18 protein-coding genes and 1 pseudogene are annotated in these 22,331 nt (G+C 72.0%); 10 read left to right on the top strand and 9 right to left on the bottom strand.

Going from position 1 to position 22,331, the window contains the following annotated elements; all coding sequences use genetic code 11:
* Nucleotides 1-70: 70 nt before the first annotated feature.
* Entirely contained in the window at nt 71-1,573 is a 1,503-nt protein-coding gene (locus QFZ74_RS01470; protein WP_307618947.1) for an acyl-CoA synthetase, read from the top strand.
* Nucleotides 1,574-1,600: 27 nt separating this feature from the next.
* On the opposite strand, the gene QFZ74_RS01465 is transcribed toward QFZ74_RS01470, so the two are convergent.
* On the bottom strand, nt 1,601-2,278 hold the full coding sequence (locus tag QFZ74_RS01465; protein WP_307618946.1) for a DUF305 domain-containing protein: 678 nt from the start codon (nt 2,276-2,278) through the stop codon (nt 1,601-1,603).
* Nucleotides 2,279-2,483: 205 nt separating this feature from the next.
* Here QFZ74_RS01465 and QFZ74_RS01460 point away from each other — a divergent pair, with 205 nt between their 5' ends.
* Nucleotides 2,484-3,914 (top strand): LVIVD repeat-containing protein, encoded by a 1,431-nt coding sequence (locus QFZ74_RS01460; protein WP_307624012.1) that lies wholly within the window; start codon nt 2,484-2,486, stop codon nt 3,912-3,914.
* 75 nt (nt 3,915-3,989) lie between these two features.
* Here the strand turns inward: QFZ74_RS01460 and paaK are convergent, their stop codons facing one another.
* Complete coding sequence (paaK, locus tag QFZ74_RS01455; protein ID WP_307618945.1) at nt 3,990-5,285, bottom strand: phenylacetate--CoA ligase PaaK; 1,296 nt, start codon at nt 5,283-5,285, stop codon at nt 3,990-3,992.
* Nucleotides 5,286-5,447: 162 nt separating this feature from the next.
* On the opposite strand from paaK, the gene QFZ74_RS01450 reads away from it, so the two are divergent.
* From QFZ74_RS01450 to QFZ74_RS01440, 3 genes are all read left to right on the top strand, one after another.
* Complete coding sequence (locus tag QFZ74_RS01450) at nt 5,448-6,311, top strand: alpha/beta fold hydrolase (protein ID WP_307618944.1); 864 nt, start codon at nt 5,448-5,450, stop codon at nt 6,309-6,311.
* Between the two features lie 97 nt (nt 6,312-6,408).
* Nucleotides 6,409-6,651, top strand: coding sequence for a DUF397 domain-containing protein (locus tag QFZ74_RS01445; protein WP_307618943.1), 243 nt, complete (start codon nt 6,409-6,411; stop codon nt 6,649-6,651).
* A gap of 344 nt (nt 6,652-6,995) precedes the next feature.
* A complete protein-coding gene (locus QFZ74_RS01440) occupies nt 6,996-7,493 on the top strand; it encodes a hypothetical protein (RefSeq protein ID WP_307618942.1) in 498 nt (165 codons plus the stop codon).
* A 20-nt stretch (nt 7,494-7,513) separates the two neighbouring features.
* Here the strand turns inward: QFZ74_RS01440 and QFZ74_RS01435 are convergent, their stop codons facing one another.
* Entirely contained in the window at nt 7,514-9,487 is a 1,974-nt protein-coding gene (locus QFZ74_RS01435) for an N-acetylmuramoyl-L-alanine amidase (RefSeq protein ID WP_307618941.1), read from the bottom strand.
* Nucleotides 9,488-9,783: 296 nt separating this feature from the next.
* Nucleotides 9,784-10,923 carry an aminoglycoside phosphotransferase family protein gene (locus QFZ74_RS01430; RefSeq protein ID WP_307618940.1) on the bottom strand — a complete coding sequence of 380 codons (1,140 nt, stop codon included), beginning with the start codon at nt 10,921-10,923 and terminating at the stop codon, nt 9,784-9,786.
* A 297-nt stretch (nt 10,924-11,220) separates the two neighbouring features.
* On the opposite strand from QFZ74_RS01430, the gene QFZ74_RS01425 reads away from it, so the two are divergent.
* Nucleotides 11,221-12,714: a hypothetical protein gene (locus QFZ74_RS01425; RefSeq protein WP_307618939.1), complete on the top strand. Its 1,494-nt coding sequence runs from the start codon at nt 11,221-11,223 to the stop codon at nt 12,712-12,714.
* Nucleotides 12,715-12,726: 12 nt separating this feature from the next.
* On the opposite strand, the gene QFZ74_RS01420 is transcribed toward QFZ74_RS01425, so the two are convergent.
* From QFZ74_RS01420 to QFZ74_RS01410, 3 genes are all read right to left on the bottom strand, one after another.
* Complete coding sequence (locus QFZ74_RS01420; protein WP_307618938.1) at nt 12,727-14,118, bottom strand: SpoIIE family protein phosphatase; 1,392 nt, start codon at nt 14,116-14,118, stop codon at nt 12,727-12,729.
* Between the two features lie 361 nt (nt 14,119-14,479).
* Nucleotides 14,480-15,922, bottom strand: a complete 1,443-nt coding sequence (locus tag QFZ74_RS01415) for an FMN-binding glutamate synthase family protein (RefSeq protein ID WP_307624011.1) — start codon at nt 15,920-15,922, stop codon at nt 14,480-14,482.
* A 19-nt stretch (nt 15,923-15,941) separates the two neighbouring features.
* Nucleotides 15,942-17,621: an alpha/beta hydrolase gene (locus QFZ74_RS01410; RefSeq protein WP_307618937.1), complete on the bottom strand. Its 1,680-nt coding sequence runs from the start codon at nt 17,619-17,621 to the stop codon at nt 15,942-15,944.
* Between the two features lie 336 nt (nt 17,622-17,957).
* Here QFZ74_RS01410 and QFZ74_RS01405 point away from each other — a divergent pair, with 336 nt between their 5' ends.
* Together QFZ74_RS01405 and QFZ74_RS01400 are read left to right on the top strand one after the other, a co-directional pair.
* Nucleotides 17,958-18,653: a chaplin gene (locus QFZ74_RS01405; RefSeq protein WP_307618936.1), complete on the top strand. Its 696-nt coding sequence runs from the start codon at nt 17,958-17,960 to the stop codon at nt 18,651-18,653.
* Between the two features lie 208 nt (nt 18,654-18,861).
* Entirely contained in the window at nt 18,862-19,716 is an 855-nt protein-coding gene (locus tag QFZ74_RS01400; protein ID WP_307618935.1) for a GNAT family N-acetyltransferase, read from the top strand.
* A 73-nt stretch (nt 19,717-19,789) separates the two neighbouring features.
* On the opposite strand, the gene QFZ74_RS01395 is transcribed toward QFZ74_RS01400, so the two are convergent.
* Entirely contained in the window at nt 19,790-20,053 is a 264-nt protein-coding gene (locus QFZ74_RS01395; RefSeq protein ID WP_307624009.1) for a GlsB/YeaQ/YmgE family stress response membrane protein, read from the bottom strand.
* Nucleotides 20,054-20,226: 173 nt separating this feature from the next.
* Here QFZ74_RS01395 and QFZ74_RS01390 point away from each other — a divergent pair, with 173 nt between their 5' ends.
* Nucleotides 20,227-20,994 carry a metalloregulator ArsR/SmtB family transcription factor gene (locus QFZ74_RS01390; RefSeq protein WP_307624008.1) on the top strand — a complete coding sequence of 256 codons (768 nt, stop codon included), beginning with the start codon at nt 20,227-20,229 and terminating at the stop codon, nt 20,992-20,994.
* Nucleotides 20,995-21,064: 70 nt separating this feature from the next.
* Nucleotides 21,065-22,090 carry a MerR family transcriptional regulator gene (locus QFZ74_RS01385; RefSeq protein ID WP_307618934.1) on the top strand — a complete coding sequence of 342 codons (1,026 nt, stop codon included), beginning with the start codon at nt 21,065-21,067 and terminating at the stop codon, nt 22,088-22,090.
* A gap of 32 nt (nt 22,091-22,122) precedes the next feature.
* Here the strand turns inward: QFZ74_RS01385 and QFZ74_RS01380 are convergent.
* A pseudogene (locus QFZ74_RS01380) lies at nt 22,123-22,249 on the bottom strand (deoxyribodipyrimidine photo-lyase); the annotation flags it as partial.
* Between the last annotated feature and the right edge of the window lie 82 nt (nt 22,250-22,331).

Here is a 22,331-nt window from a genome sequence, read left to right as displayed (position 1 = left end):
GTACCAACCGGTATGTGTCCCGGACCGGGGTTCTTGACCTCCGCCGGTGGTGGCCCGAGGATCACGTGTCATGACGCAGGGACACGCCAGCACGGTCGACGGGGTGCTGCGCCGCAGCGCCCGACGCACCCCGGCGCGCATCGCGCTGGAGTACGGCACGCGCACGTGGACGTACGAGGAACTCGACGACGCCGTCTCCCGCGCGGCGGCCGTGCTCCTCGCTCAGGGCGTGGCACCCGGGGACCGGGTCGGCGCCTACGGCCACAACTCCGACGCCTACCTGATCGCCTTCCTCGCCTGCGCCCGCGCGGGCCTCGTGCACGTGCCGGTGAACCAGAACCTGACCGGCGACGACCTGGTGTACATCATCGGCCAGTCGGGAAGCGCCCTCGTCCTCACCGACCCGGACCTCGCCGGGCAACTTCCGGACGGAGTCACGGCGTTGCCGCTGCGGGACGCCGACGGCTCGCTCCTGGACCGGCTGGCGCGGAAAGCGCCGTACGACGGTCCCGAACCGCGCGCCGAGGACCTGGTCCAGCTGCTCTACACCTCCGGCACCACCGCCCTTCCGAAGGGCGCGATGATGACCCACCGGGCCCTGGTGCACGAGTACCTGAGCGCGATCGTGGCTCTCGACATGAGTCCGGGCGACCGGCCCGCGCACGCGCTGCCGCTGTACCACTCGGCCCAGATGCACGCGTTCCTGCTGCCCTGTCTCGCGATCGGCGCGACCAACATCGTGCTCGACGCGCCGGACGGGGACGTGCTGTTCGACCTGATCGAGGCCGGCCGCGTGGACAGCCTGTTCGCCCCGCCCACCGTGTGGATCGCCCTCTCGAACCGCCCCGACTTCGCCACCCGCGACCTCGGCGGACTGCGCAAGGCGTACTACGGCGCCTCGATCATGCCGGTCCCCGTGCTGGAGCGGCTGCGGGCACGGCTGCCCGGGCTGGCCTTCTACAACTGCTTCGGCCAGAGCGAGGCCGGTCCGCTGACCACGGTTCTCGGACCGGACGAGCACGAGGGGCGGCTGGACTCCTGCGGCCGCCCGGTGCTGTTCGTGGACGCGCGCGTGGTCGACGAGGACGGCCGCGACGTGCCCGACGGCACCCCCGGCGAAGTCGTCTACCGCTCACCGCAGTTGTGCGAGGGGTACTGGGACAAGCCCGAGGAGACCGCCGAGGCGTTCCGCGACGGCTGGTTCCACTCCGGAGACCTCGCGGTGCGGGACGCCGACGGCTACCTCACGGTCGTCGACCGGGTGAAGGACGTCATCAACTCCGGTGGTGTGCTGATCGCTTCACGGCAGGTCGAGGACGCCCTGTACACGCACGAGGGCGTCGCCGAGGCCGCCGTGATCGGCCTGCCCGACGAGCGGTGGATCGAGGCCGTCACGGCGGTCGTCGTCCCGCGCGGGGAGCTCACCGAGGCCGAACTGATCGCCCACGCACGGGAGAAGCTCGCCTCCTTCAAGGCGCCCAAGCGCGTGCTGTTCGTGGAGGAGCTGCCGCGCAACGCCAGCGGGAAGATCCTCAAGCGCGAGCTGCGGGACCGGTTCCGCGGGAAGGAGTAGGCGCGGTCGGCGCCCTTCGCGAGCCCGTCAGCCCATCGCGCGCATCCGTTTGATCTCGGCGGACTGGACCGCGATCACCTCGGTGGCCATCTCCTCGATCTGGGCGTTCCGGCCCTTGCGCAGGACGTCCTCGGCCATGGTGAGAGCGCCCTCGTGATGGGTGGTCATCAGCGTCAGGAAGAGGGCGTCGAAGGCGTTGCCCTTCGCGGCGCGCAGCTCGGCCAGCTGCTGCTCGGTGGCCATGCCCGGCATCGTGCCGTGATCGTGGCCGTGCTCGTGCATGTGCCCGACGGGCTGCTCCGTCTCCCCGTGCTGGGCGAGCCAGCCGCGCATGGCGCCCATCTCCGGACCCTGGGACGCGGTGATGCGCCCGGCGAGGCGCTTGACGCGGCTGTCGGACGCCTGCTTCGGGGCGAGTTCGCTCATCAGCAGTGCCTGGGCGTGGTGCTGGATCATCATCTGGGCGTACATCACGTCCGCGTCGTTGGGAGTGTCGGTGCGGGCGGCCTTCGCGGCCTCGTTCGCCGACAGCTTCTTCGCGGGCTCGCCCGGCTTGCCCGGTGCCACCACCGTCCTGGGACCGCTGTCCTTCGCGGTGTGCTGCCGCCCCTCTCCGTCGCAGGCACCGAGGACGAGGACGGCCGCTGCCGCCGTCACCACGGTCGCCCACCGCCGGACATCACGGGCTCTGCGACGGATCGTCATCTCCAACTCCCTCACCCTCCCCGCTGGAAGCTCGCATTACATAGTCGTTGCCATCTATTGGGATGTACATGTCCAGGGCGATACTGCTGGGGTCCGACACCCGTTCAACCGCGAACGGACACAAGGGAGGACGCAGGTGCACACGACACAGGTGCGGCTCAGACGGGCCGGCGGTATCGGCGCGGCCGCGGCGGGACTGCTCGCCATGCTGCTCGCCGCGGGACCCGCGCTCGCCACCCCCGACCCGGGGGACAGCCCGGCGGCGCCCCACTCGGTTTCCCAGGACGTGAGCAAGGGGATCCGGGCGGACATCGCCGACGGCGCGCTGCCGGGTCAGGACGAGATCGTCCACAGCGACAACATCGAACACCTCGCAAACATCCCCAAGGATGCGCTCCAGGGGACCAACTCCGACCTCGCGTTCCAGGGCACGTACGCCTACGCGGGCAACTACGACGGCTTCCGGATCCTCGACATCAGCCGGCCGAGCGAGCCGAGGACGGTCGCCCAGGTGCTCTGCCCGGGCTCGCAGAACGACATCTCGGTCTCCGGGAACCTCCTGTTCCTGTCCACCGACTCCTCGCGCACCGACAACTCCTGCAACAGCACCCCCCAGTCGGCGGCCGTCAAGTCGTCCTGGGAGGGCATGAAGGTCTTCGACATCAGCGACAAGGCCAACCCGAGGTACGTCGCCGCCGTCGAGACCTTCTGCGGCTCGCACACCCACTCGCTGGTGCCCAAGGGCGACAACGTCTACATCTACGTCTCCTCGTACTCGCCGCGCGCGGAGTTCCCCGACTGCCAGCCGCCGCACGACGGGATCTCCGTCATCAAGGTGCCGCGCAAGGCTCCGGAGAAGGCCGCGGTCGTGAGCTTCCCGGTGCTGTTCCCGGCGGAGCCCCCGGTGGACGGCGGCAACCCGGGCATCCCGGGGAAGGTCTCGCAGACCACCGGCTGCCACGACATCACCGTGCTGCCCTCCCGGCAGCTGGCCGCCGGTGCCTGCATGGGCGACGGCATCCTGATGGACATCAAGGACCCCGAGCACCCCCGGGTCATCGACCGGGTCCGTGACGACGTCAACTTCGCCTTCTGGCACTCGGCCACCTTCAACCAGGACGCCGACAAGGTGGTCTTCACCGACGAGCTGGGCGGCGGTGGAGCGGCCACCTGCAACGAGGCCGTCGGTCCGAACCGCGGTGCCGACGGCATCTACGACATCGTCGGCAAGGGCGACGGGCGCAGGCTGGTCTTCCGCAGCTACTTCAAGATCCCGCGCTACCAGGCGGACACCGAGAACTGCGTGGCCCACAACGGCTCGCTCATCCCGGTCAAGGGCCGCGACATCATGGTCCAGGCCTGGTATCAGGGCGGCGTCTCCGTCTGGGACTTCACCGACTCCGCCCAGCCCAAGGAGATCGGCTACTTCGAGCGCGGCCCGCTGTCCACGACCGAGCTCAGGACCGGCGGCGTCTGGTCCGCGTACTACTACAACGGCCACATCTACGCGAACGACATCGCCAAGGGCTTCGACGTCCTGAAGATCCACGACCGGCGCACCGACCGGGCCGGCTCCGTCCGGCTGAGCGGCCTCAACGTCCAGACCCAGCCGGACTACTTCGACGACCGCGACTGATCGCCGAGGGTGTCCGTCGTGCCGCCGGGGGATTCTCCGCCCGGCGGCACACGCGTGCCGCCGGGCGGTCGGGCGCTAGCGCGGGCGCAGGTCCACGATCCGGCGGATCTTGCCCACCGACCGCTCCAGCGACTCCGGTTCCACGATCTCGACGGTGACCGAGACGCCGATGCCGTCCTTCACCGCCGTGGTGATGGAGCGGGCCGCCTCCGCCCGTGCCTGCGGTGTGGCGCCGGGGCGCGCCTCGGCCCGGACGGTCAGGGTGTCCAGGCGTCCCTCCCGGCCCAGTCGCAGCTGGAAGTGCGGGGCGACGGCCGGGGTGCGCAGCACGATCTCCTCGATCTGCGTCGGGAACAGGTTGACCCCGCGCAGGATCACCATGTCGTCGCTGCGGCCGGTGATCTTCTGCATCCGGCGGAAGGTCCGGGCGGTGCCCGGCAGCAGCCGGGTCAGGTCACGGGTGCGGTAGCGGATGACCGGCATGGCCTCCTTGGTGAGCGAGGTGAACACCAACTCGCCCTCCTCGCCGTCCGGGAGCACCTCGCCCGTGATCGGGTCGACGACCTCCGGGAAGAAGTGGTCCTCCCAGACGTGCAGCCCGTCCTTCGTCTCCACGCACTCCTGGGCCACACCGGGGCCGATCACCTCGGACAGGCCGTAGATGTCGACGGCGTCGATCGCGAACCGCTCCTCGATCTCGCGCCGCATCTCCTCCGTCCACGGCTCGGCGCCGAAGATGCCCACGCGCAGCGACGTGCCGCGCGGATCCACGCCCTGCCGCTCGAACTCGTCGAGCAGCGTGAGCATGTACGACGGGGTGACCATGATGATCCCCGGCCGGAGATCCTGGATCAGCTGGACCTGCCGGGCCGTCATGCCGCCGGACGCGGGCACGACCGTACAGCCGAGGCGTTCGGCACCATAGTGCGCGCCCAGTCCACCGGTGAACAGCCCATAGCCGTACGCCACATGGACCGTGTCGCCGGGCCGGCCGCCCGCCGCGCGGATCGCGCGGGCCACCATGTCCGCCCACATGGAGAGGTCGTTGTCGGTGTAGCCGACGACCGTGGGGCGCCCGGTGGTGCCGCTGGAGGCGTGGAGGCGGCGGATCCGCTCGCGCGGAACGGCGAACATCCCGTATGGGTAGTTCTCGCGGAGGTCGGCCTTGGTAGTGAAGGGGAAGTGGGCCAGGTCGTCCAGGGAGCGGCAGTCCTCGGGGCGGAGACCGGCCTTGTCGAACGACCGGCGGTAGAAGGGCACGTTGTCGTAGGCGTGCCGCAGCGTCGTGCGCAGCCGCTCCAACTGGAGCGCCCGCAGCGCCTCCGCGTCGAGCAGTTCCCCAGCGTCGAGCAGCTGCCTCGCCTCCGCCATGGCGGTACCTCTCCCTCGCCTAACGCAACAATTCGGACGACCGATCATTCGGTTGATCCGCCCGGCATCAGTAATTCAGGCCATCGTGGCCCAGGCAAGGGGTGTGCTGGGATTTCTTGACGTCATTGCGCGCGGCTCCGGCCTCATCCGATGATCAGCCCCATGCCGACGTTCACCGCACTCGACGGAACCCAGCTCGCCTACCACGTACGCGGCGAGGGCGAACCCCTCGTCGTGCTGCCCGGCGGCGCCATGCGGGCCTCCGTCTACCTCGGCGACCTGGGCGGACTGACCGCCCACCGTCGGCTGATCCTGCTCGACCTGCGGGGGACGGGCGACTCCGAGACGCCGGCCGACCCCGCGACGTACCGCTGCGACCGGCTCGTCGACGACGTGGAGATGTTGCGCGCCCACATAGGGCTCGACCACATGGATCTGCTCGCCCACTCGGCGGCCGGCAGCCTCGCGATGCTGTACGCCGCGCGCCACCCCGAACGCGTACGGCGCCTCGCGCTGATCACCGCCAACCCGTCCGCCCTGGGACTGCGCGCCACGCCCGAGGAGCGGCTCGCGGCGGCGCGGCTGCGAGCAGGGGAGCCCTGGTTCGAGAAAGCGTTCCCCGCGCTGGAGGCATGGCTGGCCGGGGAGGGCGATTTCGACCCGGCGATGGCCCCGTTCTTCTACGGCCGCTGGAACGACGAGGCCGCCGCCCACGACGAGGCCGCCGACGAGCAGACCAACGACGAGGCCGCCGAGATCTACTCCGCCGCGGGCGCTTTCACTCCGGACGCGACCCGCGCCGCCCTCGCGCGGCTGACCGCCCCCGTCCTCGTCCTCGCGGGCGGCCTCGACGGCAGCCCCGGCCCCGACCTCGCCCGCCGCACCGCCGACGCCTTCCCGAACGCCGAGTGCGTCGTGCAGCCCGGCGCCGGACACTATCCGTGGCTGGACGACCCGCAGTGGTTCACGGAACGTGTCACCGCGTTCCTCGGCGCGGGCCCCGTCCTCCCGCCGTCGCCGCGCTAGCGCGCCGGGTCCCGAAAGGTCCCCCTCACGTGGCCTGTTGACGACCCCGAGCGGTCGCTAGGCTGGCCGCGACGACGGAGTCGGGAGGAGCACGGACGTGGCCGAGAGCACCACCCAGCAGCAGCCGCTCACGGGCTGGGACAAGCCGGAACTCGACCTCAGCGGGGCTGACTGGCGCTCCAGCAGCCGAGGTCTCGGGGATGTCCAGATCGCGTTTGTCGAGGGGTTCATCGCGATGCGCAACAGCGGCCGGCCGGAGAGCCCTTCCCTGATCTTCACCCCCGCGGAATGGGGCGCCTTCGTCTCCGGGGCACGCGAGGGGGAGTTCGATCTCACCTGATGGCCGCCGACGCCGCGCACCCCTGCCGGGGCGTACCCGCGGATGGTGCGGAGTCAGAAGAAGGCTCTGTTCGAGCGCGAGGGTGAACTCGCGGCGATGGACGAAGCCTTGGCCGCACTCACCGGCCCGGCGCGGACGGAGTCACGGGGGTGAGCGCGCCGAGCGTCGGCGCGGTGCCCTGCCCGCCATCGCCCGCGAGGTCCGGCTCAGCGGCGACCCGCAGGTCAGGCTGCGTATGCTCGCCACGTACGCCGACCGGCCCGGCCGCACCGAGGTGTAGTGGGCCCACTGCCGGCCACGCTCCTGCGCGTCGCCGAACGCGGTGGGGCACGTACCATGGCGGCATGTCGTTCCTCCGCCGCCGCAGTGCCACCCCCGCCGGGCCCGACTTCGACGTTCTGGCCATGGACCCGGGCGACTGGCCCGGCAATCTGGGCGCGGGCCTGCTGCCCGCCCCCGACGGCTCGTGCCAGGGCGTCTTCCTGCGTTACGACCTGTTCGGCGGCCGCGGTCCCGCCATGATCATCGGCAACCTTCCGCAGGGCTCCCCGGCCCGCGACGTTGCCGACGGAGAGATCCCCTTCGAGGTGGCCCAGCTGCTCCTGGCGCTGGAGAACGACGAGGAGGTCACCGTCACCGGCGTCGAGGACATGCCGGTGCTCCAGGGCGACAACCTCATGATCGTGCGGCGTCTGAAGCTCTCCGAGGGCCGGATCTCCTGCGTCCAGTTCGACCGCAGCGACGGCGTCCTCGTCACCATCGCCGCCTGGGACCGCCCCATCACCGACGACCTGTACGCCCTGCTGAAGCCGCTCCCGGCGGAGCTTTTCCAGCAGGGCTGACCCGGCTACCGGGTACCCGGCTACCGAGGCGGGGACGGCACCACGCGTACGTCCGCGGCGCGCACGTACGCCACCCGGTGGCCGTACTGGATCTGGTAGTACAGGTCCTTGCCGATCACGACCTTGTGCGAACCGGTGGTGAAGGTGACCGCGTAGTAGTACTCGCCGGGCATTTGGTCACCGACCACGTACCTCTGGTCCGCCGGAATCCTGTACGGCAGCGGCGACACGGCCTGCGCCGGTACCCCCGCCGGGTACGCCTCCTTCTCCGGGTAGGCGCGGCCGTACACCGGAACGCTGCTCACGCCCGCCTTCGGCGTGACCAGGTGTCCGGACGCCGGCACCGCCGTCCGCTGCTCCGGCGGGTTGTGGAACCAGGCCTTCTGGCCCAGATACCAGATGGCCGTCCAGTCGCCCCACTGGTCGGCGACCGCGAACTGCTGACCGGTGGAGACCCGCGACGACAGGTCGTTCACCCCGGTGGTGGGCGCCCTGCCCAGACCGATGTCCTTGATCAGGGGCGCGCTCGTGTCGTGGTCGGAGTACAGCCGCACCTCGCTGGAGCCGTGCGCCGCGCACGGCGTGCCCGCGCTGGTGCAGCCCGTGTACTGCGGCTTGTTCGACGCGTAGTCCGGCAGGATCGTGACCATGCCGTCCGACCTGACCGCCGTGCGCTTGAAGGGGTGGCCCATCAGCTCGAAGTAGTGCCGCCAGTCCCAGTACGGCCCCGGGTCGGTGTGCATGCCCGGGACCGTCGAGGTCGTCGGGCCCGGCACCGTGTCGTGGCCGAGGATGTGCTGCCGGTCCAGCGGGATGCCGTACCGCGCGGCGAGGTACTTCACCAGCTTGGCCGACGAGCGGTACATCGCCTCCGTGTACCAGGCGTCCGGCGACGCGAGGAAACCCTCGTGCTCGATGCCGACCGACTTGGCGTTGACGTACCAGTTGCCCGCGTGCCAGGCCACGTCCTTCGCCTTGACGTGCTGGGCGATCAGACCGTCCGTCGAGCGGATCGTGTAGTTCCACGACACATAGGTCGGGTCCTTGATGAGGTTCATGACCCCGTCCCAGGCACCCTCCGTGTCGTGCACGACGATGTACTTGATGCCCTGCGCCGCCGGCCGGTCACCGAGGTCGTGGTTGCCGTAGTCGTTGTCCCCGAACTCCTCGTACGGCGCCGGGACCCACTCGCAGGACACCGACGTCGGGCACTCCGCGCCGTCCGCGTCCACCGTGCGCAGCCCCGTCCGATCCAGTTGCGCGGTGTCGGCGGCGACGTCCGGCCGGGCGGCCAGCGTGACGTGCTGCTCCTGGTCCGTCGTGCGCTCCTCGCCGGAGCGCAGCACGTCGTACACGTCGTTCGCGTACGCCGCCGCGGTCGCCGTGTCGTCGGCGCCGGAGAAGCTGGCCACCGCGCCGTACCACTCGGCCGGGTCGGCGCTGAGCGGCTCGCCCAGCTCCCGCTGGGTCGCGGCGAGCAGCGCGGCCCCGCCGGCCACGTTCGACGCCGCGTCGCCGCGCAGCTCCTCGGCCGGGATGCCGGTCAGCTCGGCCGCCTTCGGCAGCGTCTTCAGACGGGCCGGGATCGCGGAGTCCGGCGGCACCTTCGTCTCGGGCAGCAGGGCGGCGCGCGCGTCGTCGCCACGGGCGTCCTCGGTGCCGTCGCTGTGGTGCGGGACCGAGGCGAGCGCGGCGCCGGCGTCGGTGAGGTGCATCGGGCCGTAGCCGCCGGACACGCTGGGCGCACCGTCGTGCGCGTCCCAGCGGGACTGGAGGTAGGAGACGGCCAGCAGGACGCTCTGCGGTACCTGGTACTCGGCGGCGGCCGCGGCGAAGGCGCGCTGGAGCTCGCCGTTCGCGGGGCCGGGATCGCCGGGGGACGGTGCCGCCCCCAGCAGGGGGAGCAGCAGCGCCGCCGAGGCGACGGCACCGGCCGTCCTGCGTGTGCGTCTGCTGCCAGGTACGGACGTGGGGTCGGTGGCGGATCCTCGCAATGCGGCCTCCTGGGGCGATCGAGCGCGGCGGGGCGTGCGGGGCTGAGCGTGGGCTCAGTGGTACCGGCTTGCCGACGATCCGTCAATCATGCCCAGGATAGGGCGATTTCCCACGTCAAGCGGGGGTCAAGTGACTTTCGTGGCGGAGGTGCGACGGCCTGCGGGGCGTCAGTGGAGTACACCAATGACCAAGGGGCGGCCAGGACACGTACGCGTGTGTGCGCGTGTGCACGTACGCGCAGGGCCGCGGTGCGCCGCCGTCGTCGTCCTCGGCGCACCGCGGCCCTGCGCTCCCCTCAGCGCGTGCCCACCGCCGCGCGTACCGCCCGGCGGGCCAGCTGGCAGTCGTCGTGCAGCCGCCTGAGGAGCAGCCGTTGCTCCTCGCCGGACGGTACGGCGCCCGGGTGGGCCGCCTCCGACGGCGCGGTGGTCGCCTCGTGCATCGAACGCTGGACGGCCATCTCGTAGGTACGGATCTCACGCGTCAGGACGAGCATCAGGTTCACCAGGAAGGCGTCCCGCGAGGCGGGGCCCGCCGACTGGGCGATCTGACTGATCTGACGCCGGGCCGCGGGCGCCTCGCCGAGCACCGACCACAGCGTGGCCAGGTCGTAGCCTGGCAGGTACCAGCCCGCGTGCTCCCAGTCCACCAGCACCGGACCGGCCGGTGAGAGCAGGAAGTTCGACAGCAGCGCGTCGCCGTGGCAGAACTGGCCCATGCCCTGGCGTCCCGCCGCGTGGGCGATGCCGTGCAGCAGCTTCTGGAGGTCGCCCAGGTCGCGGTCGGTCAGCAGCCCTAGTTCGTGGTAGCGGGAGATGCGGGCCGCGTAGTCCAGGGGCGCGTCGAACGTCCCCACCGGCGGACGCCAGGCGTTGAGCCGGCAGATCGCGCCGAGCGCCGCGCGGATGTCCGCGCGCGACGGGACCTCCAAGGGGTGCCGCTGGAGCGCCGCCACCCGGCCCGGCATGCGCTCGACGACGAGGGTGCCGTTGTCCGGGTCCGCCGCGATCAGCCGCGGCACCCGGATCGGCGGCCGGTGCCGGACGAACGAGCGGTAGGCCGCTATTTCGTGGCGGATCCGCTCCGCCCAGGCGGGGGAGTGGTCCAGGAGACACTTGGCAACGGCCGTACTGCGTCCGGTCGTTCCGACGAGGAGGACCGACCGCCCGTTGCGGCGCAGCACCTGCACCGGAGTGAACTCCGGGCAGATCCGGTGCACCGACGCGATGGCCGTGCGCAGCTGTGCGCCCTGGGGGCCGGACAAGTCGACTCTCCCGCTGAGGGGTTGGGTACCCGGCCCCACGGAACCGGGCAGCCGGCCCGCCCGCCCGAGGGTCCCCGGGCGTGCGGCGGGATCGAGATAGGGGCCGCCGCCCGCCGAGCGGGGACGCAGCGGCCGGGGCGGGGCGGACACGGAGGATGATGCTGCGTACATGGGAGATACAGATCCCTTCGTGTGCCTGCGGTGCCTGCCTGTTAAGTCCTGTTGCTGAAGTGCTCTGTTGCTCTCTGTTGCTCTGTGCCGAAGTCTTTGTGCGCCCGCCCGGCCCCGGCACCCGGGGAACACCCTGGGGAGTGGCCCTCGGCTACCGGGTCGGGATGGCGCACTCCTACCTGACACCCGATGGGCCGTGGCACACCATCTGGCGCACCCTGGCGAACCCTGGCGAATACTCGCTCGGCAACCGCCACCGGGCTACTGTCAACTCAGCCGAGAACCTGGGGGCTTGACGTGAGCGGACAACCCAACACCCGGCTCGCGGACCTGTTCGGCCTGGCCGGCTGGTCCAAGGGCGAACTCGCGAGGCTGGTCAACCGGCAGGCGGCGGCCCTCGGGCATCCCCAGTTGGCGACCGACACCTCCCGGGTGCGGCGTTGGATCGACATGGGAGAGATCCCGCGCGATCCGGTTCCGCGGGTGCTGGCGGTCCTGTTCACCGAGCGTCTCGGCCGTGTCGTGACCATCGAGGACCTCGGTCTGGTGCGGCACGGGCGTACGGGGAAGCGGCCCGGCGGCGGGAGTGTGCAACATCCCGACGGCGTGCCGTGGGCGCCCGAACGGACTGCCGCGGTCCTCACCGAATTCACGGGAATGGACCTCATGCTCAACCGACGCGGCTTGGTGGGCGCGGGTGCCGCGCTCGCCGCGGGATCCGCACTCAGCAGCGCCATGTACGACTGGCTGCACACCGACCCTGTCCTGAAGGCCGACACCCCTGCCCCCGACGACCCCCTGCACGCCGACCCCGCTGGGTTCGACCGCTATGAGGCCGCCCCCATCGGATCCCAGGAGATCGAGGAACTGGAGCGCTCGGTCGAGGTGTTCCGGGCCTGGGACGCCGCCCGTGGCGGCGGACTCCAGCGCAAGGCGGTGGTGGGCCAGCTCAACGAGGTGGGCGGCATGCTCGCCTACCGACACCCCGACCATCTCCAGCGGCGCCTGTGGGGCGTCGCCGCCAACCTCGCCGTCCTCGCGGGCTGGATGTCACACGACGTCGGCCTGGAGCCCACGGCCCAGAAGTACTTCGTCATCGCCGCCCACGCGGCCCGTGAGGGCGGTGACCGGCCCCGCGCCGGGGAGGCGCTCTCCCGGGCGGCTCGCCAGATGGTGCACCTCGGCCGGCCCGACGACGCGCTCGACCTGATGAAGCTCGCACAGTCCGGCTCAGGCGACGAGGTGCTGCCGCGCACCCAGGCGATGCTCCACACCATCGAGGCCTGGGCACAGGCGTCGATGGGCAAGGGGCAGGCCATGCGCCGCACCCTCGGCCGCGCCGAGGACCTCTTCGTCTCCGACAAGGCCGACGTGCCGTCGCCGAGTTGGATGCAGACGTTCAAGGAGGAGGACCTGTACGGCATGCAGGCCCTGGCCTACCGCACACTGGCCGAGCACGAGCCGAGCGCGGCCGTGCACGCCCAGCACTACGCGGAGAAGGCCCTGGCCCTGAGGGTCGACGGCCGCCAGCGGTCGAAGATCTTCGACTACCTGTCCATGGCGTCCGCCTGCTTCATCATGGACGACCCCGAACAGGCGGACCGGTACGCGAGGTTGGCCCTGATGTCGATGGGATCGAACTCCTCCCACCGCACCTGGGACCGGCTGCGCGAGATGTACCGGCTCACCGCCGAGTACTCCAGCTACCCGAAGATCCACGAGCTGAGGGAGGAGATCAAGCTCACCCTGCCGAAGGAGAGGGGAAGGGGAGGCACCAGCGCCCAGACGTGAGCGGTTGTCCGGCTACGCGTTCACCCGGGCGACGAGCACGCAGGCGCCGTCGGCGCGGTCCTCGCACTCGATGCCGCCGAACTCCTCGACGACCGCCCGCAGGCAGTCCTGCGCGGTGGGGGCCGTGGCGAAGCGCGAGGCCAGATCGGTGATCCGCTCCATGACGCCTCGCTCCGGTACCAGACCGCCGGTGAGGAGCAGGAGGACGTCGCCCGGTTCGAGGGCCACTTCGGCCTGCCCATGTCCGGCAGTCAAGGCGGCCGGCCCGAGCAGGGTGCTGTCCGGTGCGTCCAGCAGGCGCCCCGTCCCGTCGCGGAACAGCAGCGGGGCGGGGCGTCCTCTGCGTGCCCACGCCAGGATGCGGTCCGCCGGTCGGTAGCGGCAGCAGAGGGCGCCGGCCAGTGACGGGGGTGCGTGCGTGGAGTCGGCCGCCAGTAACTGATCGAGCCACGCGAGCAGTTGCCCAGGTTCGGTGCCCGCCATCGCCATGCCGCGCAGGGCGCCCAGCAGCATGGCTCTGCCCGTCATGCCGGTGCCGCCGGGCCCGGTGAGGTCACCGGTGCTCAGCAGCGTGTCACCGCCGGGCAGGTCGAGGGTGTCGCACCAGCCGTCACCGTCCGGTGTCTGATGGACGGCGAGTTCGAGGGGCCGCGGTTCCCGGTGAGGGAGCCGTAGCGAGCCGCGGCGCGGGGACGGTACGGCGTCCGGCGCCCCGGTGTGCCGACGGTGGCGCTGGAGGGAGTCATGGCTGTCGCGCACCGTGCGCCGGCTGCGGTGCAGTTCGCTCACGTCGCGCACGACCGCCCACATCGAGGTGGTGCTGCCGTCCGCGTCGAGCACGGGCTCGCCCATCATGTGCACGGTCCGTACGGCGCCGTCGGGCAGCAGGACGCGGAACTCGCCGTCGATCGGCCGGGCGTCGACCAGGCAGTCCGTCACCATCGCCGTCAGCTTGGGCCGGTCGTCGTCGTGGACCAGGGACGGCAGTTCGTCGAGGGTGAGCGCGGGAGTGGCGGGTGAGCGGCCCAGGATCTGGTAGAGCTCCTCGGACCAACTGGCCCCGTCCGTCATCAGGTTCCACTCGGCGCTGCCGACCCGGCTCAGCAGGGAGCCGCTCGGGTCCGCTTCCGGTTCGCCGGGCTGCGGCTCCGGCGCGGGGGACGCCGGTGGCGGCCCGTCCCGCAGCTGCGACAAGTGCTCGTCCAGGTCGTCGAGTTGGTGCAGCGCCAGGTCGTACAGCGCGCGCTGCCACCGGTCCCGCGGGTCCGAACCGTCGTTCCGCGAGTCCCGTCGTACGGCGTCCACGTCGCCCCTGAGCCGCCGTGTCTGCGTGATGAGCGCCTCGACCGAGCCGCGCCCTGGCGGCTGGGCGGCGGGGCGGTCCGCAGAGAGGTGGGACGGCATGACGCACTCCGATGCGGGACGGTACGGCCAAGAGGGACGGGAGGGACCGTTACGACTGTCGCACAGCCCGCGACGCCCTGTAAGGGATTTGGCAACACACGATACGGCGGTGCTTCTGACATATGCCAGAGTCTTCACGGAGCGACCCAGCGGTGCGAACACCGTACGCGCTGAACCCGGCAAGTCGTAGAGCACGTACGCGAGTTGAGTCATTCACGCGGTCGCCCGCGCGACCTCCAGGCAGGTGTTCGACGTGCGCGCGTTCCCCGTCCGACGTCACGTGGCGGGCTCGGCATGGAGGGCCGGACGTGGGGCGCGTCCGACCGTCGTACGGTGGCCCGTGTGAGGTCGGGCGGCGACCCTAGGAGGACGCGAACGAGTCCGGGTCGGCCGCCGCCCAGTCCGCCGCCCAGGAGGACGGGGGCTCGGCCAACAGCACGCCTGGGGCGAGCCATTCGTGCGGTGCCGCGGAGGAGGACTCCGCGGTCGGGGGCGTACGCCGGACGAGGCGGGCAGGGGAGAGGGCGCTCGGGTTCCGAACGCCCATGGCGGCCATGATCCGCAGCGCGTCGCGCACCGTCTCGCGCTGGTACGCGTGGGCGCGCGCCGCGGCCTCGGGCACGTCCAGGGCCCACGTGCGCAACGGGTCCTGGGTGGTGATGCCCGCCGGGCAGGTGCCGGTGTGGCAGCGGGCGGCTCGGACACAGCCGGTGGCGGTCATCATTGCCCGCCCCGCGTTGGTGTAGTCGGCGCCCTGCGTCAGGCGCCTGACAAGGTCCGCGCCGGTCGTGATGCCGCCGCTCGCCCCGATGCGGATGCTGTCCCTGAGTCCGCAGCCCACAAGGGCGTTGTGCACGGTGACCAGCCCCTCGGTGAGCGGCAGACCGAGGCGGTCGGAGGCGGCCGTGGGCGGTGCGCCCGTCCCGCCCTCCGCGCCGTCCACCACGACGAAGTCCGGCGCCACGCCCTCCGCCAGCATCGCCCGGCAGAGCGCGAGGAACTCCCGCCGCGAGCCCACGCAGAGCTTGAGGCCGGTCGGCTTGCCGCCCGCCGACTCCCGCAACCGGGCGAGGAACCGGACCAGTTCGCGGGGCGTCGAGAACACCTGGTGGTACGCCGGTGAGACCACTGTCCGGCCCGCTAGGACGCCCCGCGCCCGCGCGACCTCGGCGCTCACCTTCTCCGCGGGCAGCACCGCGGCGCCCGCACCCGCCCCCTGCGACAGCTTCAGCGACACGCACTTCACCTCGGGCAGCGCCGCCTTGTCCGCGAACTCCCGCGCGTCGAAGCCGCCGTCGGAGGTCCGGCAGCCGAAGTAGCCCGTACCGATCTCCCAGACGAGGTCCCCGCCGCCGCGCAGATGGTGCTCCGTCAGCCCGCCCTCCCCGGTGTCCTGCGCGAACCGCCCCAGCGCCGCCGCCCGGTTGAGTGCCAGCACCGCCCGCGACGACAGCGCTCCGAAGCTCAGGCCGGACATGTTCAGGAGCGCCATGTCGTACGGCCGGCTGCAGTCCGGTCCGCCCACCCGGACCCGTGGTGGCTCGGCGGGCGGGGCGAGGGACGCGTCGCCGACCGCATACCGCGGTGCGGGGGCCCGGCGCCCCTGCCGCAGCGCCGGTACGTGGTCCAGCAGGGGGTAGTTGCGCCGGACCGGCCGCCCCCGTTGTGCGACGTCGTACACACCGAGGCCGGTCAGCGCCAGCAGCGGTCCCGCCGCACACCACCACACGGAGGCGGCGTACGTCAGGAGAAGCGACCCGGCCGCGCCGAGGACGACGAGCAGCAGCGGCAGGAAGCGGCGCACCTCCCGGGTCACCCGCACCTCACCAGTCGGCCCCCTCCGCCCCGCAGGAACTTCCGTCGGGCGGCAGGGAGCCGTACAGCAGATAGTCGTCGACCTTGCGGTGCACGCACGTCGACGACGTGTACCCGGTGTGGCCGGGCCCCTTGTTGTCGAGCACCACCGCCGCCGAGCCGAGCCGCGCGGCCGTCTCCTCGGCCCAGCGGTACGGGGTGGCGGGGTCGCCGCGGGTGCCCACCAGGAGGATCTTCGAGGTGTCGAGGTCCTTCACCTGGGTGCGGATGAAGTCGGTGCCTCTGGGGCGGCCGTAACACATCAGCGTCTGCGTGAGCCGGTACTCCCCGAAGACCGGCGACGCCTGCTCGTACGGGCCGCGCAGCCGCTCGATGTCCTGGGTGAGGTGGGCGGCGTCGGCGCGGTCCGGGTCGTCCGCGCAGTTGATCGCCAGCAGCGCGGCGGGCAGGTTGTCGACGGGGATGTCGGCCTGGTCGACGAGACCACCGCTGGACGTACGGCTGTCGCCGGACGGGTGGTCGCTGGACGTACGACCGCTGGACGAGTGGCCGCTGGACGCGCGGCCGCCGGGGAGTGCCAGGCCGCCGGGGAGCGTCAGGCCGCCGGACGCGAAGATCTCCACCCCGCTGGTGTCCCCGTCCCCGATCAGCTGGCCCAGGGACCGCTCCAGCGTCGGCCACAGCTTCCTGCTGTACAGGCCCTGCCCCAAGGCGCCCACCAGATCCTGGCCGGTGAACTGGTCACCGAAGTTCGAGGGCACCGGATTCGCGTCCAGCGAGTGCACCAGTTTCAGGACCTGGGACCCGGCCCTGCGCCGGTCCTGACCGAACGGGCAGGCGATGTCTTTCACGCACCAGTCCAGGAAGTCGTCCAGCGCCGTCTGCTGCGCCTCGGTGGCGGCGAGCCCCTGCTCGGCCAGCGGTTCGGTCAGGGTGTCGACCCCGTCCAGCGCCATGCGGCCCACCTTGTCGGGGAACTGGGCGGCGTACACCGCGCCGAGCCGGGTGCCGTACGAGAAGCCCAGGTAGTTCAGCTTCTTGTCGCCGAGGGCGGCGCGCATGACGTCCATGTCCCGGGAGGCGTTCACCGTGCCCATGTGGGCCAGGACCGGTCCGGAGTACCGGGTGCACTCGGCGGCCGTCTTGCGCAGGGCGTCGAGGAGCGCGCGCGGATCGCTGGTGTCGAGCTCCCCGCTGCCCTCGGCCGGGGTGCCCGGGGAGCCGCCGGAGTTCCCGTCGCAGGTGATGGGAGAGGAGCGGCCCACGCCGCGCGGATCGAAGGTGACCACGTCGTAGCCGTTGGTCAGGCCCAGGTAGTCCTTGCCGCCGGCGCCGGCGAGGCTGCTGATGCCTCCGGCGCCCGGGCCGCCGAAGTTCAGGAGGACGGAGCCCTGCGACTTTCCGGTGGCCTGATAGCGGGCGAGCGCGATGTCGAGCGTGCCCGAGGCGGGCCTGGCGTAGTCGAGGGGGACCGTCACCTTCCCGCACTGAAGGTCCCTGGGTATCTCGGCGCCTCGGCACGCCGACCAGGTGACCTTCTGGCGGTAGAAGCGGGAGAGGTCGGGCTGGGGCGGATCGGCGGACGCCGTCGCGCTCGTCGGCAGTCCGGCCCCCAGCAGGGCCAGCGCGACGATTCCCGCGCTCGCGCAGCGCCGGACAGCGGGTCGCATGGTCAGCTTGGCCGGCATCGAGCCTCCCGGGGGCGTTCCGCTGCGGACCGGGGACAGCGCCCTCGATCACCTTAAGCGGGGCTTGGGACGTACGCCTCCGGAGGGAGGACCCGGTCGGTGTCCGCCCGTAGACGGTGGCTGCCGGTAGTCGGTGTCTGCTGGTATCTGATGGTCCGATCGGTTACCGAACGGTGTCCGATGTGTGGTCGGTGGTCATGTGAACGCTTTGAAACCAGTTCGAGGGCGGTGTCACTCGATGGGGTGAAAGGCCGATAAGCCATAACTCGGATGGTTCGTCTGCGTTTTATCCGGTGCGGGCGAGTGCCCGCGATGATTCTGGAAGGCAGGGAACCTATGAGACGGGTTACCCGAAACGGTGTGATCGCCTTCGCCGCCGCCTCCGGCGCGATGGCCCTCACGATGCCGGCGCACGCCGACTCCTCCGCGGCGGGCGCCGCGAAGGACTCGCCCGGTGTGGCTTCCGGCAACACCGTTCAGCTCCCGGTGCACGTACCGGTGAACGTGTGCGGGAACACCGTGAACGTGGTGGGGCTGCTCAACCCCGCCGCGGGCAACAAGTGCGCCAACGAAGGCGGCTCCGGTGCGGGTGCCGGGAACGGCGGATCCTCCTCGTCCGGCGGGTCCGGCGCACGGGGGACCGCTGAGGACTCGCCCGGCGTGATCTCCGGCAACGGCGTCCAGCTCCCCGTGCACCTGCCGGTGAACGTGAGCGGCAACTCCGTGAACGTCGTGGGGGTGCTCAACCCGGTCCTGGGCAACGAGTCCGTCAACACGTCCGGCCACCCGGCGACCCCCACGCCCAAGCCGCCGGCCCCGCCCGCGGCTCCACCCCGGGCGCACCCCGAGCCTGAGCCGATGCCGCCCGCGCACCCCACACCTCAGACGCCCCGGCACGCCGAGCCGCCGGCTACGGTGCCCCTCGCCCACACCGGTGCCGACGTGACCGCGCCGGCCGTCGCCGGAAGCGCCGCGCTGCTGCTGGCCGGGGCTGTGCTCTTCCGCCGGTTCCGTCCGCGGCAGGAGCGCTGACACGACCGTCGCCCGCCACACCGTCCCCACCGGCATCCGGCCGGTGGGGACGGCGCTGTGAAGGGACGGCTGAGAGTCAACGAGCGCCTCGCTGAAGCTCGTTGACCAGAGGATTCGTCGTGGCGCATCCGGCCAAGATCGGGAAGGATGCTCCGGGTGCGGCAGAGCGCCGCGCCGCCGCCCGGCACCGACGGAATGGAGCGCACGCATGACTTCTCCGGCCCCGCAGGATCTCGTCGTCACGCAGGCCACCCTCGACGACTGGCCGGTGATCAGCGGCTGGGCCGCGGACGAGGGCTGGAACCCCGGCCTCTCCGACGGCCTCGCCTTCTTCGCCCAGGACCCGGACGGCTTCTTCCTCGGCCGGATCGACGGGGAGCCGGTGTCCGCCGTCTCCGTCGTCAACTACGGCCCCGACTACGCCTTCCTGGGCTGCTACCTGGTCCGCCCCGACCTGCGCGGCCAGGGCCACGGGCTCGCCACCTGGAAGGCCGCCCTGGCCCACGCCGGTGAGCGCACCGTCGGCCTGGACGGCGTCGTGGCCCAGCAGGACAACTACCGCCAGTCCGGCTTCGAACTCGCCTACCGCACCGCCCGGTTCACCGGAATCGCCCCCGAGGCCGAGGTCCCGGCCGGTGTCCGCGCGGGCGGCCCCGCCGATCTCGCGGCCATCGCGGCGTACGACAGCGCCTGCTCCCCGGCCGACCGTCCGCGCTTCCTCACCGAGTGGCTCGGCACCCCCGGCCACCGTGTCTTCGTCCGCCACGACGGCGAGCGCCTCACCGGGTACGGCGTGATCCGCCCCGGCCGCGACAGCCTGCGCGTCGGCCCGCTGTTCGCCGACACCCCCGACGACGCGCAGGCCCTGTTCGCCGCGCTCAGCGCCGAGGCCGCCGGACGCGAGATCGCGATCGACGTGCCCGAGCCGAACAAGGCGGCCAACGCGCTGGCCGAACGCGCCGGACTCACCCCGTCGTTCGAGACGGCCCGCATGTACACCGGCCCGGTGCGCGCGTACGCCGAGGAGCGCGTCTTCGGCGTCACCACGCTCGAACTCGGCTGACACGCACGACGGATCCCGGCCGGCCGTTTCGTCGCGACGGCCGACCGGGATGCGTACGGCATGGCCCGCCGCGTCAGTGGCGCGCCCTGGCCCGGTCCAGTGCGGCCACACCCAGCGCGGCGAGGGCGATCTGGATGCACCACTCGATCCAGTCGGGCCCCGCGGTGTCGGCGACGCCGAAGGCGCCCGCGATCGCCGAGCCGATCAGCGCCGCCACGATGCCGACGACGATCGTCAACAGGATGCCGATGCGCTGCTTTCCCGGTACGACCAGCCGCCCCAGCACGCCGATGACGATGCCGATGACGACAGCGCTGATGATGCCGGAGATCTCCATGTTCGTCACCTCTTCGTCAGGATCCTCCTGAGGTCGAATCTGCCCGCTGAATCCGGAGACACTCCTCTCACGCGCAAGGCGGACGCGATCGGCTCCGCCTTCGGCCTGATCCGATTGACATGCAGGCAATCGCCTGCATAACGTTGAGTGTGCGATCAGACGACGACTCCGGGATGGACAAGGTCTTCAAGGCGCTGGCCGACGAGACGCGCAGACGGTTGCTCGACCATCTGCACGAGGACAACGGACAGACCTTGAGCGAACTGTGCGGGCGCATCGCCATGACGCGCCAGTCGGTGACGCAGCACCTCGCCGTCCTGGAGGCGGCGAATCTGGTCGGCACCGTGCGGCGGGGGCGGGAGAAACTGCACTACCTCAACCCCGTGCCGCTCCACGAGATCCAGGAGCGGTGGATCGACAAGTTCGAGTGCCCGCGCCTGCGCGCGCTCGGCGCCGTGAAGCGACGAGCCGAGGAAGCCATGACCGACAAGCCCAGTTTCGTGTACGTCACGTACATCGCCAGCACGCCCGAGAAGGTGTGGGCGGCGCTCACCGACGCCGACCTCACGGCGGTCTACTGGGGCCACGGCAACGTCTCCGACTGGAAGCCCGGCTCCCGCTGGGAGCACGTGCGCACCGACGGGTCGGGCATCTCCGACGTGGTCGGCACCGTCGTCGAGAGCGAGCCGCCCCGGCGTCTCGTGACGACCTGGGTCGCGCCCGAGAACGAGGGCCAGGAGGACAAGTACTCCCGGGTGACGTACGACATCCAGCCGCACCAGGACATCGTCCGGCTGACCGTCACCCACGAGGACCTGCGCGACGAGGGCGAGCGCGCCGCGGTGTCGGGTGGCTGGCCGGCGGTGCTGTCCAACCTCAAGTCGTTCCTGGAAACCGGCCGTCCGCTGCCGCAGGAGCCCTGGCAGGTGCCGGCCGGCTGAGCCCGCGTGCGCGGGGTGTCGCCGCCGCGAACACCGGACTTGCGTCGATTCCGCGTCGTACAGTCGCTGCATGGCCACGCCGTCCCACGCCGACGCCGGAGTGACCACGGGCGCACTGGCCCGCAGGCTCGGCGTCTCACCCACCACCCTGCGCTCCTGGGACCGCCGTTACGGCGTCGGCCCGGCCCGGCGCGAGGACGGCCGGCACCGCCGATGGACGCCGCGGGACGTGGCGAGGGTCGAGACGATGTGCCGGCTGACCTCGGCCGGCGTACCCACCGCCGAGGCGGCCCGGGTGGCGAAGCGGGCGCCGGCCGCGGACGCCGCTCCCGGGCGGACCGCCGACGCGCCGACGCCCGCGGCGCAGGCACCCGGCCCGGCGCCCGCGAGCCATGCCCGCCAGGAGGGCAAGGGGCTGGCCCGCGCGGCCGTACGCCTCGACGCCACCGCCGTCGAGGAGCGGCTCGCCGCCGCCCTGGCCGACCACGGCCTCGTCGACGCCTGGCAGGACGTGATGGTGCCGGCGCTGCACGCCGTCGGTCGCCGATGGGCTTCGTCGGGCGACCAGTACATCGAGGTCGAGCACATGCTGTCCTGGTACGTGTCCACCGCCCTGCGCCGCCACACCCTGCCCACCGTGCCGCCCGGCGACGCCACGGCCGCGGGCCCGGTGCTGCTGGCCTGCACGCCCGGCGAGCACCACACCCTGCCGCTGGAGGCGCTCAACGCCGGGCTGACCCAACTCCGGCTCCCCACGCGGATGTTCGGCGGCGCCGTCCCCGCCGAGGCGCTCATGGCGGCCGTGCGGCGGCTGGGCCCGGTCGCCGTGGTCCTGTGGTCGCAGGTCCGCTCCACGGCGAGCCGGCCGCTGGCCGAGTACATCGCCGCCGCGGAGTGGGGCGTCAAGGGCGCGCGCGGCGCGCCCCTCGTCGTGCTCGGCGGCCCCGGCTGGGCCGGCCGCCCCACGCGGGGGATGCTGCGCCCGACCGGACTGCGCGACGCGCTCGACGTCCTGGCCGGGCTCCGGCGCACCCCGCCGCCGGGCGAGCCGCGCCGACCCGGCGCCCGCGTCAGTCCGTCCCGCGCGCCCGCCTGAAGCGGGCCAGGCCGTCGGACAGGTCCACTGCACGCCCGTGTCGCGCACGAAGAGCGGCACGACCTGGCGCGATCCCCGCAGGGCCGCCCGCAGCGGCGGGTGGTCGTGCAGGCGGAGGTCGGAGGTGAACAGGACGACCGAGACGTTCGTGGCAGGCATGATGGCGAGGCTCCGGGCTGACGGTGCGGACGGTGTCCGGGCTGACGGCGCGTACGGTGAGCTCTTGCCGGCCCGGCCGCCC

Source organism: Streptomyces sp. V3I7 (assembly GCF_030817495.1).
Classification (GTDB): Bacteria; Actinomycetota; Actinomycetes; order Streptomycetales; family Streptomycetaceae; genus Streptomyces.
The sequence above is the reverse complement of the archived record's forward strand: the minus strand, read 5'-3'. Positions and strand labels throughout refer to the sequence as shown.

Bases quoted from the DNA above. Each gene is read 5' to 3' on its own strand.
- QFZ74_RS01470 (WP_307618947.1), top strand. From the start codon at position 71: ATGACGCAGGGACACGCCAGCACGGTCGACGGGGTGCTGCGCCGCAGC.
- QFZ74_RS01465 (WP_307618946.1), bottom strand. From the start codon at position 2,278: ATGACGATCCGTCGCAGAGCCCGTGATGTCCGGCGGTGGGCGACCGTG.
- QFZ74_RS01460 (WP_307624012.1), top strand. From the start codon at position 2,484: ATGCTGCTCGCCGCGGGACCCGCGCTCGCCACCCCCGACCCGGGGGAC.
- paaK (WP_307618945.1), bottom strand. From the start codon at position 5,285: ATGGCGGAGGCGAGGCAGCTGCTCGACGCTGGGGAACTGCTCGACGCG.
- QFZ74_RS01450 (WP_307618944.1), top strand. From the start codon at position 5,448: ATGCCGACGTTCACCGCACTCGACGGAACCCAGCTCGCCTACCACGTA.
- QFZ74_RS01440 (WP_307618942.1), top strand. From the start codon at position 6,996: ATGTCGTTCCTCCGCCGCCGCAGTGCCACCCCCGCCGGGCCCGACTTC.
- QFZ74_RS01430 (WP_307618940.1), bottom strand. From the start codon at position 10,923: ATGTACGCAGCATCATCCTCCGTGTCCGCCCCGCCCCGGCCGCTGCGT.
- QFZ74_RS01420 (WP_307618938.1), bottom strand. From the start codon at position 14,118: ATGCCGTCCCACCTCTCTGCGGACCGCCCCGCCGCCCAGCCGCCAGGG.
- QFZ74_RS01410 (WP_307618937.1), bottom strand. From the start codon at position 17,621: ATGCCGGCCAAGCTGACCATGCGACCCGCTGTCCGGCGCTGCGCGAGC.
- QFZ74_RS01405 (WP_307618936.1), top strand. From the start codon at position 17,958: ATGAGACGGGTTACCCGAAACGGTGTGATCGCCTTCGCCGCCGCCTCC.
- QFZ74_RS01400 (WP_307618935.1), top strand. From the start codon at position 18,862: ATGACTTCTCCGGCCCCGCAGGATCTCGTCGTCACGCAGGCCACCCTC.
- QFZ74_RS01395 (WP_307624009.1), bottom strand. From the start codon at position 20,053: ATGGAGATCTCCGGCATCATCAGCGCTGTCGTCATCGGCATCGTCATC.
- QFZ74_RS01390 (WP_307624008.1), top strand. From the start codon at position 20,227: ATGGACAAGGTCTTCAAGGCGCTGGCCGACGAGACGCGCAGACGGTTG.
- QFZ74_RS01385 (WP_307618934.1), top strand. From the start codon at position 21,065: ATGGCCACGCCGTCCCACGCCGACGCCGGAGTGACCACGGGCGCACTG.